The organism is Pseudonocardia abyssalis, assembly GCF_019263705.2.
Classification (GTDB): Bacteria; Actinomycetota; Actinomycetes; order Mycobacteriales; family Pseudonocardiaceae; genus Pseudonocardia; species Pseudonocardia abyssalis.
In genome coordinates this window covers 1,023,424-1,038,308 of the sequence record NZ_JADQDK010000001.1, presented here as the reverse complement: position 1 = coordinate 1,038,308, position 14,885 = coordinate 1,023,424, and the positions used below count along the sequence as shown (strand labels likewise).

Below are 14,885 nucleotides of genomic sequence, written 5' to 3'. Positions count from 1 at the left end.
CCCCACACGGATCGGGTCAGTAGCCGGGCTCGCAGGCCACCTTCCCGCGGTCGACGGCGGCCACGAGCGCGGCGTGGTCGGCTTCGGTCTGGTCGGCGTAGCGGCGCGCGAACGTGCTCAGCGCCCGGTCGAGGTTGTCGCCGCGGCCGACGTACCCGGAGATCATCGACGCCCCGCTGGTGCGGGCGTGCCCCTTGGCCAGCAGGTGCCCAACGACGCCCGCGTAGTCGACGAGCGCGGCAGGCCGGATGCCCTCGAGGTCGATCGAGCCCTTCATGTCGCGGAACTGGCGTACGTAGAACTGCAGGTCGCCGACGCTGGCCCAGCCCAGCAGCGGATCGCTGACGGTCTGCAGCGCCTGCTGGTACTCCACGACCCGCTGCCCCTGGTGCGCGTGCAGGGCCGAGTCGCCGTGCACGTGCCGCGCCAACACGGAGCGGCGCGCCTGCTTGAGCTGCAGGAACACGACGTCGTCTGGGGCGGAGCCCTCCAGCAGCGCCACGTACGCGCGCAGCCCCACACTCCCGACGCCGACGACCTTGTGCCCGACGTCGAGCAGCGTGTAGCCGCCCAGCACACGGCGCCAGTGCGGAGCGAGGGTCTGCAGGTAGTCGTCGAGCGCGGCGGCGACGAGGTCGGCCTCGGCGCCGGGCAGCCGGGTGATCAGCGGCGGCTCCTCGACGAGCCGGCGGGTGCCCTCGACCTCCTCGGTGAACCGCGGCAGCGCGCGGTCCCCGGTGCGCCTGCGCGCCCGCCGGGCGGCCCGGACGACCTCGGCCCGCAGTGCGCGCGGGCTCTCCTCGGAGAGCCGGTCGACGTCGAGGCGCTCGTAGGAGCGCGACAGCAGCGGCATCTCGGCGAGGAAGCGCACCTCGTCGCGGTACGCGGCGACACACGTGCGCACGGCGTCGGCGCACTGGTCCTCCGACGCCGACCCGTGCCGTCCGGCGACCCACATGCTCGCGACGAGCCGCCGCAGGTCCCACTCCCACGCGCCGGGGTGGGCCTCGTCGAAGTCGTTGAGGTCGATCACGAGGTCGCGCTCGGGCGAGGCGTAGAAGCCGAAGTTGCCCAGGTGGGCGTCCCCGCAGACGACGGGGGTGATGCCGGTGCGGGGCAGCGCGGCGACGTCGGTGGCCATGACGACGGCGGTGCCGCGCAGGAACCCGTACGGCGACGCGGCCATCCGGCCGACCCGGATCGGGACGAGGGACTCGACGCGCCCGACGTGCGACTCGGTGATCTGCGCGACCGGGTCGGGGCGCTCGGGGCCGGGGTTCCAGTCGGCGAGCGAGGACCGGGGCACCCGCTTGCGCAGGGCCTTGCCCATCGCGTGCCGTTCGGCCCGCTCCACGGGCCGCTGACGCAGCGAGGCGTAGGCGGTGCCGTCGGCGTCGGCGAGGACGGTGTGTCCGGAGGCGGAGGTCACCCGCGCAGGTTACGCAGTGACTACAGGACCACGAGGCCGAGCAGGAACAGGGCGACGGTGAGGGTGAACAGGATGCCGACGACGCGGTCGACGGCGGGCACGGCCATCAGGTGCGGGCCGGGGGCGACGGCGCGGGCGGCGGTGGCGGCGGGAGCGATCACGGTCATGCCTGCTCATCGCCGCAGCGGGCACCGCCATTAGCAGCAGTCATCACTTCTGGTGAGGACGGCGTCAGGGTGTAACGCCGGGGTGCAGGAGCGCGCGACCGGTGACGGCGTCGAACACGTGGGCGCGCCGGGCGTCGACGACGAACTCGGCCCGCTCCCCCGGGCGCGGCGGCTCGGCGGTGCGGGCGACCAGCCGCGCCCCGTCGGCGTCGCCGGGGACCGACACCTCGCCGACGACGGTGGCCCGGTGCCCCGCGTGCTCGACCCGCCCCACCGTGACGGGCAGCCGTACGGCCCCCGGGTCGGCTCCGGGCCCCGCGACACCGACCACCTCCGCGCGCAGCCCCAGCACGACCCGCCGCCCGTCGACGAGCCCGGCCGGCGGCGGGGCCCACAGCGGCAGTCTGCGCGCGCCGACGGCGAACCCGGCGAACCCGTCCGCGACGACGACCCGCGCGGGCAGCAGCCCGATCCCGGACTCCGCGGCGACCTCGGCCACGAACACGTCGACGGGGTGGTGGTAGACGCGGGCGGGGGTGTCGGTCTGCACCACCTCGCCGTCGCGCAGCACCGCGAGCCGGTCGGCCACCGCCATCGCCTCTGCGTGGTCGTGGGTGACGTAGAGTGCGGCCACGCCCGCGCGCGCCACCGCCGCCGCGATCACGCGCCGGATCCGGGCGCGCTCGGCGGCGTCGAGGTGGGCGAGCGGCTCGTCGAACAGGAACGCGTCGGGGTCGCGCACCAGCGCGCGGCCCACCCCGACACGCCCGCCCTCCCCCGGCGACAGCGTGCGCGCCATCCGCGGCAGCAGCCGGCGCAGACCGAGTCGGCCCACCTGCTCGTGCCGCTCGGCCCCCGGGGTGAACCGACCCAGGTTGGCGGCGACGTCGAGGAACGGCACCAGCGACGTCTCCTGGAAGACCATCGCGAGCCGACGCTCCGAGGTCGGGGTCCGGGTGACGTCGCGCCCGGCCACCAGCACCCGACCGCCGCTCACCCGTTCCAGGCCCGCGACGGCCCGCAGCACCGTCGTCTTCCCGCAGCCCGACGGCCCGAGCACGGCCAGTACCTCCCCGGGTGCGGCGAGCAGGGTGACGTCGCGCAGCACCGGGGGGCCGTCGCCGAGCGCGACCGTGACCTCGCTCAGTCCGGTGAGCGGCAGGTCCACGTCACGACGGTAGGGCATCGGGGGCAGGATCGGCCCCATGAACGCCCCCGGTCCCGTCGCCCGCACCGTCGACCGCCTCGCCACCCGCGCGCTGGGCCTGCCCGGCGCGCGCACCGGGTACACCGTCGGCACCGAGCGGGTCCCGGTCCGCGACGGCGTCGTCCTGCTCGCGACCCACTTCGCACCCGATACCGGGTACCCGCTGGGCACGGTGCTGGTGCGCACGCCGTACGGCCGCGACTCCCCACTCGACGTCGTGTCGGCCCGCACGCTCGCCGCCCGCGGCTACCACGTGCTCGTGCAGAGCTGCCGCGGCACGTTCGGCTCGGGCGGGGTGTTCGAGCCGATGGTGAACGAGGTCGACGACGGGCTCGACACCGTCGCCTGGCTGCGCACGCAGGCCTGGTTCGACGGCCGGCTCGCCACCATGGGGCTGTCCTACCTGGGCTGGACGCAGTGGGCGCTGATGACCGACCCGCCGCCCGAGCTGAAGGCGTCGGTCGTGGTCGTCGGGCCGCACGACTTCGCGGAGGTGACGCACGGTCGCGGCGCGTTCACCCTCAACGACTTCCTGGGCTGGAGCGCGATGATGGCGACGCAGGAGGACGGCGGGCTGTTGCGACGCCTGGCCCGCAACGTCACCGGGCGCCGGGCGATGACCCGGGCGTACGCCGGCCTCCCCCTGGTCGACGCCGCGGAGCCGGTGCTGCACGGCGGCGCGGCCTGGTACCGCGGCTGGGCCTCGCACCCCGACCGCACCGACCCGTTCTGGGACGCGCGCCGCGTCACCACCGCGCTGGACAACGCCGCCGCGCCGGTGCTGCTGATCGGCGGCTGGCAGGACCTGTTCCTGGACCAGACGCTGCTGCAGTACGCCACGCTGCGCGGCCGCGGCGCCGAGGTCGCGCTGACCGTCGGACCCTGGACGCACCTGCAGGCCGGGGTCTCGCGCGAGGTGGCACAGGAGACACTGGGCTGGCTCGACGAGCACCTCGCCGGCGTCGGCACCCGCCCCTCCCCCGTGCGCGTCCACGTCACGGGGGCGGGCGAGTGGCGCGACCTGCCGGAGTGGCCGCCCCCGACCGCGGAACGGGTCTGGCACGCCGCGGCCGGGAACGCGCTGCTCCCCGACGGCGCCGACGTCCCCGCCCCCGCCACCCGCTTCCGCTACGACCCCGCCGACCCGACCCCGACGGTCGGCGGCCGGCTCCTCACCGCGGGCGCCGGGGTGCAGGACAATGCGGCGCTGGAGGCCCGGTCCGACGTCGTCGTGTTCACCGGGGAGCCGTTGGGTGCCGACCTGGAGGTCGTCGGGGAGCCGACCGTGGAGCTCGTCCACAGCACCGACAACCCGTACGCCGACGTGTTCGTCCGCCTCTGCGACGTCGACGCCCGCGGCCGCTCCCGCAACGTCACCGACGTGCTGCTGCGCCTGGATCCCGACCGCGGGTCCGGCCCGGTCCGGCTGGTGCTCGACGCGTGTGCGCACCGGTTCGCCGCCGGGCACCGGCTGCGGCTGCTGGTGGCGGGCGGGTCGCACCCGCGGTTCGCGCGCAACCTCGGCACCGGGGAACCGGCCGCGGAGTCGTCGCGGCTGGTACCGAGCGTGCACACCCTCGGCGGAGCCCGGCTCACCCTGCCGGTCACCTCGTGAACCGGCCCGGGGGCACCGCCGTCCTCGCCGTGGCGGCCGCGGCCTGCTGGTGGGTCTGGCTGGCCTGGGACCGGACCTACCGGATCGACGCGGTCACCGGCGTCGCGAGCGGGCCGTACGAGGCCTGGCAGGTGATCGGGTGCGCGGTGTGCCTGGTGGCCCTCACCGTCGCCGCCGCGGTCCGGCTCCCGCTGTGGATCGTCGTGCCCGTCGTGCCGGTGGCGTTCACGGCGGCGTGGTCGCTCACCGCGGCGTCCTACGACAGCAGTGGCCTGTGGCCGGTCGGGGCGCTCGCGGTGCTGGTCGGCACCCTCGTCGGCACGGCGCTGGTCGGCGGCGTGACGCGGGCCGTGCTCCGCCGCAGCGTCAGCCCGTGAGGTGGTGGTAGTTCGACGGGCGCAGCCGCATGGCGTGCAGCACGACCGGCGGGTCGCCGTCGGCGACGACGACCTCGACGAGGTCGCGGTCGTCGGTGAGCCCGATGTGCAGCACGACCCCGCCGCCAGGATCGGGCTGCGGCACCGACCGCAGCGGCGCGTCGAGCACACGACGGACCTCGTCGGCGGTGAACCCGTGCTTGCGGGCGCTGCGCGTCAGTCGCACGCCGCGATCCTACGGCGACACCACGGGGTGAGCGGACTCTCACCGGCGGTGAGAATTCGGCCGAATGTCCCACATCGCGGTCACACCGGTGGACGATCGACCGGGGTTCTCGATACGTTCCGTGACATGGCCTGGTGGAACCGCAAGGAGGACCGCGGCAACTCGACGCCGCGGCACGGCACCCGCGCGGAGCGGGTCGCGGCGCTCGCCGCCCGCAACGCCGAGGCGGCCGACCGCCTCGCCGACGCCGATCCCGACGGTGCCGTGCGCCTGCTGACGCCCACGGTCGTGGCCTGTCGCGCGCTGCTCGGCGACGACCACCCCGACACGCTCGTCGCCGAGGGCAACCTCGCCGTCGCCACCGCGGCGGCCGACCGGCCCCGCGAGGCGATCGACCTCATGCGCACCGCGGTCGACGTCCGCACCCGCCTGCTCGGCCCCGACGACGCCCGCACCGTCGACGCGCAGGACGCGCTGGCCACGGCGTACCGGTTGGCCGGGCGGCACGGGGAGGCGATCGAGCTGTCCGCGTTCGTCGCCGACGTCCGCCGTCGCGACCTGGGCCCCGCCGACACCCGGACCCTCGCCGCCCGCACCGGTCTGGCCCTCGCCCAGGCCGCGGGCGGCCACACCACCGCCGCCGTCACCGTGCTGGAGTCGGCGCTGCGCGACGCCGACTTCGCCCTCGGCTCGCGCCACCTGCACACGATCACGGTCCGGACCACGCTGGCGACCTGCCACGCGGTGCTCGGCCGCGTCACCGAGGCCGTCGCGGAGCTGGAGCGGGCCCTCGCCGACTGCACCGACCTGCTCGGCCCCGACCACCCCGACACCCGCGCCGTGGCCGCCGACCTCGCCGACGTCCACACCCCGCAGCGCCTGGGGCTCAGCGCCTAGCTCACTCCCGCAGGACCGCCAGCAGCTCCGCCTCCAGCGCCCCGAACGCGGGTGAGGTGACCGCGCGCGGACGCGGCAGGTCCACCGCGACCTCGCGCCGCACGCGGGTCGGCCGCGGGCCCAGCACCACCACGCGGTCGGACAGGCGTACGGCCTCGCGGATGTCGTGGGTGATCAGCAGGACGGTCCAGCCGAAGCCGGCGCGCACGTCGTCGAGCCAGGTCTGCAGGTCGGCGCGGGTCAGCGAGTCGAGCGCGCCGAACGGCTCGTCGAGCAGCAGGACCGCGCGGTCCTGCACGACGGTGCGCAGCAGGGCCGCGCGCTGCCGCATCCCGCCCGACAGCTCGGCGGGCCGGGCCTGCTCGAACCCGGCCAGCCCGAACGGGGCGAACAGCTCCCCCGCCCGCCGCCGGGCCTCGCGCCGCGGCACGCCGGCGACCTCCAGGCCGAGCGCGGTGTTGTCGAGCACCGTGCGCCACGGGAACAGCAGGTCCTGCTGCGGCATGTAGGCGAACGGGTCGACGCGGCCGGTCGCGTCCTCCCCGTCGACGACGACGCGCCCCGCGTCCGGCCGGTGCAGGCCCGCGACCACGTCGAACAGGGTCGACTTGCCGCAGCCGCTGGGTCCGATCAGCGACACGAACTCCCCCGGCGCGACGTCGAAGGAGACGCCGTCGAGGACCGGCAGACCGGGGAACGCGAGGTGCACGTCGTCGACCTGCACCTTGGCCTCACCCATCCCGGCTCCCCTCATCCCGGCTCCACGGGGCCACCGCGCGCTGCACCAGGAACGTCAGCCCGAACAGCGCGACGCTCAGCAGCGCCGTCACGACGACGGCGGCCAGGACGAGGTCGGTGCGGAAGGAGTTCTTCTGCACGCTCATGAAGATCCCGAGCCCGGCCGTCGCGCCGACGTACTCGGCGAAGATCGCGCCCGTCACGGCGTAGGTGATGCCGATGCGCAGCGAGGTGAAGAACCGCGGCATCGCCCCCGGCAGCCGCACGTAGCGGAACTGCGCCCAGCGCGACGCCCCCATGCTGCGCAGCAGACTGGTGGCCTGTCGCGGCGTCGACGCGAACCCCTCGATCAGCCCGACCGTCATCGGGAAGAACGTGACGAGGGCGATCACGACGACCTTCGGGGCCAGCCCGAACCCGAGCCAGATGATCAGCAGCGGCGCGATCGCGATGATCGGCAGCGTCTGTGACGCCACGAGCAGCGGGGTCAGGGCCCGGCGCAGCCACGGCGAGAAGTCGACGACGATCGCGAGCCCCCACGCGAGCGCGAGCGAGACCGTGAACCCGACGGCCGTGGCCTGCAGCGTGGGGACGGTGTTGGCCCAGAGCTGTCGGCGGAACACCCACCCCTGCTCGACGACCCGCAGCGGCGAGGGCAGCACCTGCGGCCGCACCCCGGACATCTCGACCCCGACCTGCCAGGCGACGAGCAGCCCGACGACGACGAGCAGCGCCGGCCCCACCCTCCCCGCGAGTCGCTGCTTCCCCGCCCGCGAGTCGCTGTTCTCCCGCCCCCGAGTCGCGGTCGCCGGGCGTTCCGCGGCGAGCGTCACGGCGCCAGGTAGTCGTTGGTGAACCACGTCGAGAAGTCCGGGCGCCCGGTGACCGGGGCCCCGTCCGGCCCGGTCAGCACCCCCGAGTCGACGACGAAACCCGAGTACCCGCTCCACCGCTCCAGCGTCTGCGGACCCACGGCCCCGGACTCGTCGCGCAGGTACTCCGCGGCGAGCATGTCCTGGCTGCGCGTCACGAGTTCGGGCTCGGTGAAGAAGCCCGGGTTCGCGTCCATCAGCAGCTGCGCACCGCGGGCCGGGTCGTCGGCGGCGAGCTCGTACCCGCGCTGCGCGGCCTGGACGAACGCGCGGGCGTCGTCGGGGTTCTCCGTCAGCCACGGCGAGTTCCCGATCAGGACGACGCTGTAGGCGTCCGGGAAGCCGTAGTCGGTGTAGGCGAACGTCTTGAGCGGCTCGCCGCGCAGGTCGGCCTCGATGCCCTCCCACGCGACGAACGGCTCGGTGAAGTCCACGTCACCGGAGTACAGCGCCTCGTAGGCCGACGTCCCGAGCACGACGGTCTCGAAGTCGCCCGTACCACCCGCGTCGCGGATCACGGCCTGCATCTTCGGCACCTCACCGGGCCCGCCGAACCCGCCGTAGGTCGCCCCGTCGAGGTCGGCGGGGCTGACGATGTCGGCCCGGTCGGCGCGCACCGCGATCTCGGTGCCCCAGTGCTGCAGGACCGCCATCACCGACGTGATGTCGGCACCCGCGGCCTTGGAGAAGGTGAACGAGTCCTGGAAGGAGATGCCGAACTCCGCGGCGCCGGAGGACACCAGCGTGTCCGGCGACGTCGAGTTGTACGGCAGGAACTCGACGTCGAGCCCGGCGTCGGCGAACCAGCCCTGCACCTGCGCGACGTAGAGGCCGGTGTGGTTGGTGTTGGGCGTCCAGTCCAGCGCGATCCGGATCGTGCGGTCGCCGGACCCGCCGGAACACCCGGCGAGGACGAGACTCAGTACCGCGACGAGCACGGCGAACAAGCGTGTACGGGCCATGACGGTCCTCCCTACGCCGGTGCTAACCGGGTCAGGTTCGAACGGTCGACGGCCGCCTGCCGCCCTCTCAGCCTCGGATCGTGGGCTCCCGCGGGTCGGACCGGACTGTACGCGACCGGGACCCCTCCCGCCGCCGTCGGCGAGACTGGGGCCCCGACCCGACCACCTCGGAGCCTCCTGTGCGCGCCCGCATCCCCGCCCTCGTCCTGCTCGCCGTCCTCACGCTGCCCGCCTGCACCGGCACCTCGCGGAGCAGCAGCTGCGTCAACGGCGTCTGCACCGTCTCGCTGAGCGGCGAACAGACCGTCGAGATCGAGATCGGTCCGTTCGAGCGCGACCTGCGCGTCGCCCCGATCACACCGGACGCCGTCACCGTCACGGCCCGCGGCGAGTCCGCCGACCTCTCCCCCGGCGAGAGCGCGGAGGTCGGCGGCCTGCTCGTGCGCGTCGACACGATCGCGGGTCGCGACGTCGGCCTGCAGGTCGAGCGGTCGTAGGCCCTCACACCGCCCCGAGCACCGGCTCGAAGGCGAGCTCCGCGGCGCCGACGAGCTTCGCGTCGCGCCCGAGCGGGCTGGTCTCGATCCGCGTCCCGCCGACGGCCCGGCTCACCAGGCTCCGCTCGTGCACCAGGTCACGGACGTGGTCGACGACGCCGGGCGGCAGCGCGGTGAACAGGTCACCGAGCACCACCAGCTCCGGCGCCATCATGTTGACGACGGTGACGAGCCCGGTCGCGAGCCACTCGGCGAACTCGTCGAGCGGCCCGGGCACCGGGGCGGTCTCCAGCGACCTCAGCTCCGCGACGACGACCCCGCGCGGGGTGTCCTCGGGCATCCCGAGCGCCCGGCACAGCGCGCGCTCCCCCACCTCGGTCTCCCAGCAGCCGCGCGACCCGCAGTAGCAGGGCCGCCCGCCCGGCCGCACGACGAGGTGCCCGAGCTCGCCGACGTAGCCGCGGGTGCCGCGCAGGGGGCGGCCCTCGGAGATCACGCCGCCGCCGACGCCCGTGTCCGCCGAGATGTAGACGAGGTCGGCGACGTCGCGCGCGATGCCCCGCACGTGCTCGGCCAGCGCGCCCATCTCGGCGTCGTTGGCCACCTGCACCGGCACCTTGAGGACGGCCGCGAGCCGCGTGCCGAGCGCGATGTCGCGCCACTCGAGGTTGGGGGCCTCGTGCACCCAGCCGTCGTCGCGGCGGACGACGCCGGGCACCGAGATGCCCGCGCCGGCCGGCGTCACGGCGAGCTCCTCGGCGAGGAGCTGTGCCGACTCCGCGACGTGCGTGATCACCTCACCCGGCGTGCGGGTGGCGCGGCGCAGGTTCCAGCTGTGCCGCCCGATCACCTGCCCGCCGAGGCCGACCATCGACATCGCGACCTGCTCCACGCGGACGTCGACGGCCAGCACCACGGCCGACTCGGCCTGCGGCAGCACCATCAGCGACGGCCGTCCGGCCCCGGTCCGGCGGGCCGGGACGGCCTCGCTGACGACGCCGGACTCCGCGAGCCCGTCGACGACGGCCTTGATCGTGCTGCGGTTGAGCCCCAGCTCCGCGGCCAGGACGGCCCGCGTGCAGGGGCCGTCGACGTGCAGGCGGCGCAGCAGCGCGGCGCGGTTGTGGCGGCGTGCCTCGTCGGGGCGGGCCCCCGACGAGGCGCCGCCGTTGTCGCCCACCCACGCCCGGTTCACCACGCCTCCGTGCGGTTCCGCTTCACCTGCCGGCGACCGCCGAGCGACGACGGGAGAGTACGTCGACCGACGCGGCGAGGAGCAGCACGAGCCCCGTGACGACGAACACCACGGCGGCGGGCTGGCGCAGCAGGCCCAGCCCGTTCTCGACGGTCGCGAGCACCGCACCACCGATCACGGCGTTGCTGATCCGCCCGCGCCCGCCGAACAGCGACGTGCCGCCGATCACGGCCGCGCCCACCGCGAACAGCAGCGTGTTGCCACCACCCGCACCAGGGCTGACCGACCCGACCTTCGACGAGTAGACGATCGCGCCGATCGCCGCGAACGCCGAGGCGATCACGAACACCGACGCCCGGATGCGCACGACGTCGATACCGGCCCGCCGCGCCGCCTCCCGGTTGCCGCCGACCGCGTAGACGTGGCGGCCGAAGCGGGTGCGGTCGAGCACGAACGTGCCGACGACCAGCAACGCCAGCACGATCGGCACGACGTACGGGACGCCCATGATCGGGAGCTGCCCCGGCGAGCGGTCGAGCGTCAGCAGGAACGTGGCGACCGCGCCGAGCAGGACCACCGCGCCGACCTTGATCAGGACCAGCCCGGTCGGCTGGGCCACGAGGCCCAGCCTGCGGCGCGAGACCTGCCGGTTGAGCAGCACCGCCGCGTACCCGCCCGCCGCGACGACGAACAGCACCCAGCTGCCCACCGTCGACAGGTTGCCGTTGGCGACGGCGTTGATGACCGGGTCGCGCAGGCCGAGCGTGCCGCCGTCGCCGATCAGCGCCAGGATGATGCCCTGCCAGGCGATGAACAGCGCCAGGGTCACGACGAACGACGGCATCCCGACCTTGGCCACCAGGAACCCGGTGATGCAGCCGATCACGACCCCGACGCACACGGCCAGGAGCATCTGCAGCCACGGGTTCGGCGGGAAGCCGATCACCATGAGCCCGAGCGCGACCGCGCTCAGCGCCGCGCCCGCCCAGATCCGCAGCAGCAGCGCCAACACGATCGCCAGCACGATGACCAGCATGAACAGCACGAACACGGTGGTGCCCATGCCGCCGAGCAGGTTGCCGCCGCTGACCAGGTGCAGCGCCATCACCGCGGCCGCGAGGCCGGACGCCGTGCCCGCGGCGAGGTCGATCTCGCCGGTGAGCAGCACGAAGACCAGGCCCATCGCGATGATCGTGCGACCGGCGCCCTGCTGGAGCAGGTTCGCGATGTTGAGCAGGCTGGGGAACGTGCCCGTCGAGTCCAGCGCGCTGAACAGGATCAGCAGGGCGAGCAGGCCGAGCAGCGCCGGCAGCGCCCCCAGCTCGCCGGTGCGCAGGCCGCGCAGGTACCCCGCGACGGCCTGGCCGGTGGTGCGGGCGGTGGTGTCGATGCCGAAGTCGGCCGCGCGGCTCGACGCCGGGGCCGCCCGCTCGGCGGCGGACCTCTTCTCCAGGTCCGGCTTCTCCGGAGCACTCATCAGACCGTCACCGCCTCGGGGCGCTGCAGGCCCAGGTCGCCGGAGCGCCCGGCCGTGATCAGCTCCACGACCTGCCCGTGGCTGACGTCCTTCGTCGGCACCTGCGCGACCATCCGTCCGAGGTAGAGGCACGCGATCCGGTCGGAGACCTCGAACACGTCGGCCATGTTGTGACTGATCAGCACCACACCGAGACCTTGCTCGGCGAGGCGGCGGACCAGGTCGAGGACCTGGCGGGTCTGGGCGACGCCCAGCGCGGCGGTCGGCTCGTCGAGGAGCACGACCTTGGAGTCCCAGAGCACGGCCTTGGCGATCGCGACGGTCTGCCGCTGCCCGCCGGACAGGGCCGCCACGGGCATGCGCACGGAGGTGACCGTGCGGACCGACAGCGACGCGAGGGTGTCGCGCGCGGCCTGCTCCATGTCGGCCTCATCGAGTAGCCACGGCTTGCCGCGCTCCCGGCCGAGGAACATGTTCTGGACGATGTCGAGGTTGTCGGCCAGCGCGAGGTCCTGGTAGACGACCTCGATGCCGAGCTTCGCGGCGTCCGCGGGGGCCGCCACGCTCACCGGCTCGCCGTCGAACAGCACCTCGCCGCCGTCGATCGGGTGGATCCCGGCCACGCACTTGACCAGCGTGGACTTCCCGGCGCCGTTGTCGCCGACGAGCGCGGTGACCTCACCGGCCCGGACCGTGAAGTCGACGTCGTGCAGCACCTGCACGGCGCCGAAGCTCTTGTTCACCCCGCGCAGCTGCAGGATCGGGTCACTCACTCGGCACCTCCGGTGCCCGTGCGCGGGAACCGTGGCCGGGGCCACGGTTCCCGCGCACGAGGGGTTGTCGGGTCAGCTGATGCCGAGCTCGGTGCAGGCGGCGGCCACGTCGGCGACGCAGACGTCGGACGCCGGGACGGCACCGTCGTCGATCACGGTCTTGACGTTGTCACGCGTGATCAGCTGCGGGGTGAGCAGGACCGACTTGACCTGGCGGTTGCCCTCCGGGTCGTCGACGGTGCCGGTCGCGATCGCGTCGGCGGCGGCGGTGTCGTCCTTCGCCAGAGCGGCGGCGAGCTCCGCGGTGGCCTGGGCCTCCTGCTGGATCGGCTTGTAGACCGTCATGTACTGGTCGCCGCGCAGGATGGCCTGCAGGCCGTCCGGGGTGGCGTCCTGGCCGGTGACGGGCACGGTGCCGTTGAGGCCGTACTTCTGCAGCACGGTGATGATCGCGCCGGCGAGGCCGTCGTTGGCCGCGAGCACGCCGCCGACCTGGCCGCCGTTGCTGGTGAGCAGCTGCTCGAAGGTGGTGCCGCCGATCTGGTTGTCCCAGTCCTCGATCGGCTGGCTGGCCGTGCGGACCAGCGCACCCGAGGCGTACAGCGGGTCGAGCACGGTCAGCGCGCCGTTGTAGAACAGCGTCGCGTTGTTGTCGGTCGGCGCGCCGCGGATCTCGATGACCTGGGCGCCCTGCTGGCCGGACAGCGCGTCGGCGAGGCCCTGGCCCTGCAGCGCGCCGACACCCTCGTTGTCGAAGGAGACGTAGTAGTCGCTGGAGCCACCGAGGCTCAGGCGGTCGTAGTCGATCGTCGGGATGCCCTGGGCCTTGGCCTTCGCGGCCACCGCGGCACCGGACTCGCTGGTGATCGCGGCGATGACGAGGACGTCGACGCCGCTGGCGATGAAGCCGTCGGCCAGCGTCGTGAAGGTCTGCTCGTCGCCCTGCGCGTTCTGGATGTCGGCGTCGAGGCCGGCCTCGGCCATCGCCTGCTCCAGCAGCGGGCGGTCGAAGCCCTCCCAGCGGGCCGAGCTCTCGGTCTCCGGGAGGATCACGCCGACGCGCGGCGCGTCGGCGGCCACCTCGGCGCCGGGGGCGGCGGACGGGGCCGCGGCGTTCTGGCCGCACGCGGCCAGCGTGAGCGCGACTCCCAACCCGAGTGCGAGCTGGGCGGTTCTCCTGGTGCGCATGCTGGTCCTTCCACATCGTCGGGGGGAGGGGAAATGTTGTGACCGGCAACGTATGCCTCCGGTTGGAGTGGTGCCAAGCACACTGAACCGTTCAAGTTGTCGCTTTTCGGTCACGTTTCGGTGACGCGGCCCCGAGTTTGTTGTGACTCCCACCGCCTGGGCGGTCGTATTACTCCGTTTGCGAACGCGTGTGACGCCCGATCCCGGACGGGCCGCGTTCATCTCCCGGCCATCACGACCGGCGAGAGTGCGCCCGTGGACCTCCCCGCCCTGCTCGCCGACCACTCCGCGCTGCGCGTCGACGACTCCGACGACGACGACCCCGTCCTCCTCGGGCCCGACGGCGCCCGCGTCGACACCTGGCGCGAGGGCTATCCCTACGACGAGCGCCTCTCCCGCGAGGACTACGAGCAGCACAAGCGACTGCTCCAGATCGAGCTGCTCAAACTGCAGAACTGGGTCAAGGAGACCGGACAACGGCTCGTCATCCTGTTCGAGGGGCGCGACGCGGCAGGTAAGGGCGGCACGATCAAGCGGTTCATGGAGCACCTCAACCCGCGCGGTGCCCGGGTCGTCGCACTGGAGAAGCCGACCGAGCGCGAGTCGTCGCAGTGGTACTTCCAGCGCTACATCGCCCACCTCCCGGCGGCCGGGGAGATCGTGCTGTTCGACCGCAGCTGGTACAACCGCGCGGGCGTCGAGCGCGTCATGGGCTTCGCCGAGGCGCGCGACTACATGGAGTTCATGCGCGAGGCCCCCGAGCTGGAGCGGATGTTCGTCCGGAGCGGGATCCACCTGGTCAAGCTGTGGTTCTCGGTGTCGCAGAACGAGCAGCGCACGCGGTTCACGATCCGCCAGGTCGACCCGGTCCGGCAGTGGAAGCTCAGCCCGATGGACCTCGCGTCGCTGGACAAATGGGACTCCTACACCGAGGCGAAGGAGGCGATGTTCTTCTACACCGACACCGCCGACGCGCCCTGGACGGTGATCAAGAGCAACGACAAGAAGCGGGCGCGGCTCGAGGCCATGCGCCACGTGCTGCGCCTGTTCGACTACCCCGGCAAGGACCTCGAGGTCGCCACCGACCCGGACCGACTGATCGTCGGGCCGGCCGCGGAGGTGTTCGAGTTCGGCGAGCGCCCCGGGCACTTCCCCGCCCTGTCCGGACGACCGCGCCGCCCACCGCAGGAGTAGCCCTCCGACGTCCCGCATCCTGGGAAGATCCGGGTCCGCCCAACGGGTCGACTTTCGTCACTCCGCGTCAC

The 14,885-nt window shown here is 73.8% G+C and carries 16 protein-coding genes; 5 read left to right on the top strand and 11 right to left on the bottom strand.

Annotation, left to right across the window (positions count from 1 at the left end; all coding sequences use genetic code 11):
- Positions 1–16: 16 nt before the first annotated feature.
- From I4I81_RS04970 to I4I81_RS04960, 3 genes are all read right to left on the bottom strand, one after another.
- Complete coding sequence (locus tag I4I81_RS04970; RefSeq protein WP_226363754.1) at positions 17–1,429, bottom strand: DUF2252 domain-containing protein; 1,413 nt, start codon at positions 1,427–1,429, stop codon at positions 17–19.
- A gap of 20 nt (positions 1,430–1,449) precedes the next feature.
- On the bottom strand, positions 1,450–1,596 hold the full coding sequence (locus tag I4I81_RS04965) for a hypothetical protein (RefSeq protein ID WP_218604761.1): 147 nt from the start codon (positions 1,594–1,596) through the stop codon (positions 1,450–1,452).
- Between the two features lie 64 nt (positions 1,597–1,660).
- Entirely contained in the window at positions 1,661–2,764 is a 1,104-nt protein-coding gene (locus I4I81_RS04960) for an ABC transporter ATP-binding protein (RefSeq protein WP_218615844.1), read from the bottom strand.
- 37 nt (positions 2,765–2,801) lie between these two features.
- Between I4I81_RS04960 and I4I81_RS04955 the strand changes: the two genes are divergently transcribed.
- A complete protein-coding gene (locus I4I81_RS04955) occupies positions 2,802–4,418 on the top strand; it encodes a CocE/NonD family hydrolase (protein WP_218615843.1) in 1,617 nt (538 codons plus the stop codon).
- Positions 4,415–4,795, top strand: a complete 381-nt coding sequence (locus tag I4I81_RS04950; RefSeq protein WP_218606052.1) for a hypothetical protein — start codon at positions 4,415–4,417, stop codon at positions 4,793–4,795. The genes I4I81_RS04955 and I4I81_RS04950 overlap by 4 nt, the downstream gene beginning before the upstream one ends.
- Here the strand turns inward: I4I81_RS04950 and I4I81_RS04945 are convergent.
- Positions 4,785–5,021 carry a hypothetical protein gene (locus I4I81_RS04945; RefSeq protein WP_218606053.1) on the bottom strand — a complete coding sequence of 79 codons (237 nt, stop codon included), beginning with the start codon at positions 5,019–5,021 and terminating at the stop codon, positions 4,785–4,787. The genes I4I81_RS04950 and I4I81_RS04945 overlap by 11 nt on opposite strands.
- Before the next feature lie 126 nt (positions 5,022–5,147).
- Here I4I81_RS04945 and I4I81_RS04940 point away from each other — a divergent pair, with 126 nt between their 5' ends.
- Entirely contained in the window at positions 5,148–5,918 is a 771-nt protein-coding gene (locus tag I4I81_RS04940; RefSeq protein WP_218606054.1) for a tetratricopeptide repeat protein, read from the top strand.
- A 1-nt stretch (position 5,919) separates the two neighbouring features.
- On the opposite strand, the gene I4I81_RS04935 is transcribed toward I4I81_RS04940, so the two are convergent.
- From I4I81_RS04935 to I4I81_RS04925, 3 genes are read right to left on the bottom strand one after another with little or no spacing between them, the layout of a single operon-like run.
- Positions 5,920–6,657: an ABC transporter ATP-binding protein gene (locus tag I4I81_RS04935; RefSeq protein WP_218606055.1), complete on the bottom strand. Its 738-nt coding sequence runs from the start codon at positions 6,655–6,657 to the stop codon at positions 5,920–5,922.
- Entirely contained in the window at positions 6,650–7,489 is an 840-nt protein-coding gene (locus tag I4I81_RS04930; protein WP_226363753.1) for an ABC transporter permease, read from the bottom strand. The genes I4I81_RS04935 and I4I81_RS04930 overlap by 8 nt, the downstream gene beginning before the upstream one ends.
- Positions 7,486–8,490, bottom strand: coding sequence for an ABC transporter substrate-binding protein (locus I4I81_RS04925; RefSeq protein ID WP_218604626.1), 1,005 nt, complete (start codon positions 8,488–8,490; stop codon positions 7,486–7,488). The genes I4I81_RS04930 and I4I81_RS04925 overlap by 4 nt, the downstream gene beginning before the upstream one ends.
- Positions 8,491–8,669: 179 nt before the next feature.
- On the opposite strand from I4I81_RS04925, the gene I4I81_RS04920 reads away from it, so the two are divergent.
- Entirely contained in the window at positions 8,670–8,987 is a 318-nt protein-coding gene (locus tag I4I81_RS04920; protein WP_218604625.1) for a hypothetical protein, read from the top strand.
- 4 nt (positions 8,988–8,991) lie between these two features.
- On the opposite strand, the gene I4I81_RS04915 is transcribed toward I4I81_RS04920, so the two are convergent.
- From I4I81_RS04915 to I4I81_RS04900, 4 genes are all read right to left on the bottom strand, one after another.
- On the bottom strand, positions 8,992–10,182 hold the full coding sequence (locus I4I81_RS04915) for an ROK family protein (protein ID WP_226363752.1): 1,191 nt from the start codon (positions 10,180–10,182) through the stop codon (positions 8,992–8,994).
- Positions 10,183–10,204: 22 nt separating this feature from the next.
- Positions 10,205–11,659, bottom strand: a complete 1,455-nt coding sequence (locus I4I81_RS04910; protein ID WP_218604624.1) for a sugar ABC transporter permease — start codon at positions 11,657–11,659, stop codon at positions 10,205–10,207.
- Positions 11,659–12,432: an ATP-binding cassette domain-containing protein gene (locus I4I81_RS04905; protein WP_218604623.1), complete on the bottom strand. Its 774-nt coding sequence runs from the start codon at positions 12,430–12,432 to the stop codon at positions 11,659–11,661. The genes I4I81_RS04910 and I4I81_RS04905 overlap by 1 nt, the downstream gene beginning before the upstream one ends.
- 72 nt (positions 12,433–12,504) lie before the next feature.
- The gene (locus I4I81_RS04900; protein ID WP_218604622.1) at positions 12,505–13,620 is read right to left on the bottom strand and encodes a sugar ABC transporter substrate-binding protein; all 1,116 of its coding nucleotides are present in this window, start codon (positions 13,618–13,620) and stop codon (positions 12,505–12,507) included.
- Between the two features lie 255 nt (positions 13,621–13,875).
- Between I4I81_RS04900 and ppk2 the strand changes: the two genes are divergently transcribed.
- Complete coding sequence (gene ppk2, locus I4I81_RS04895) at positions 13,876–14,814, top strand: polyphosphate kinase 2 (protein ID WP_218604621.1); 939 nt, start codon at positions 13,876–13,878, stop codon at positions 14,812–14,814.
- The last annotated feature ends 71 nt before the right edge of the window (positions 14,815–14,885 follow it).

Excerpts from the sequence above, each read along its gene's own strand:
- I4I81_RS04935 (WP_218606055.1), bottom strand. The coding sequence starts at position 6,657 with ATGGGTGAGGCCAAGGTGCAGGTCGACGACGTGCACCTCGCGTTCCCC.
- I4I81_RS04910 (WP_218604624.1), bottom strand. The coding sequence starts at position 11,659 with ATGAGTGCTCCGGAGAAGCCGGACCTGGAGAAGAGGTCCGCCGCCGAG.
- I4I81_RS04900 (WP_218604622.1), bottom strand. The coding sequence starts at position 13,620 with ATGCGCACCAGGAGAACCGCCCAGCTCGCACTCGGGTTGGGAGTCGCG.
- I4I81_RS04940 (WP_218606054.1), top strand. The coding sequence starts at position 5,148 with ATGGCCTGGTGGAACCGCAAGGAGGACCGCGGCAACTCGACGCCGCGG.
- I4I81_RS04925 (WP_218604626.1), bottom strand. The coding sequence starts at position 8,490 with ATGGCCCGTACACGCTTGTTCGCCGTGCTCGTCGCGGTACTGAGTCTC.
- I4I81_RS04955 (WP_218615843.1), top strand. The coding sequence starts at position 2,802 with ATGAACGCCCCCGGTCCCGTCGCCCGCACCGTCGACCGCCTCGCCACC.
- I4I81_RS04965 (WP_218604761.1), bottom strand. The coding sequence starts at position 1,596 with ATGACCGTGATCGCTCCCGCCGCCACCGCCGCCCGCGCCGTCGCCCCC.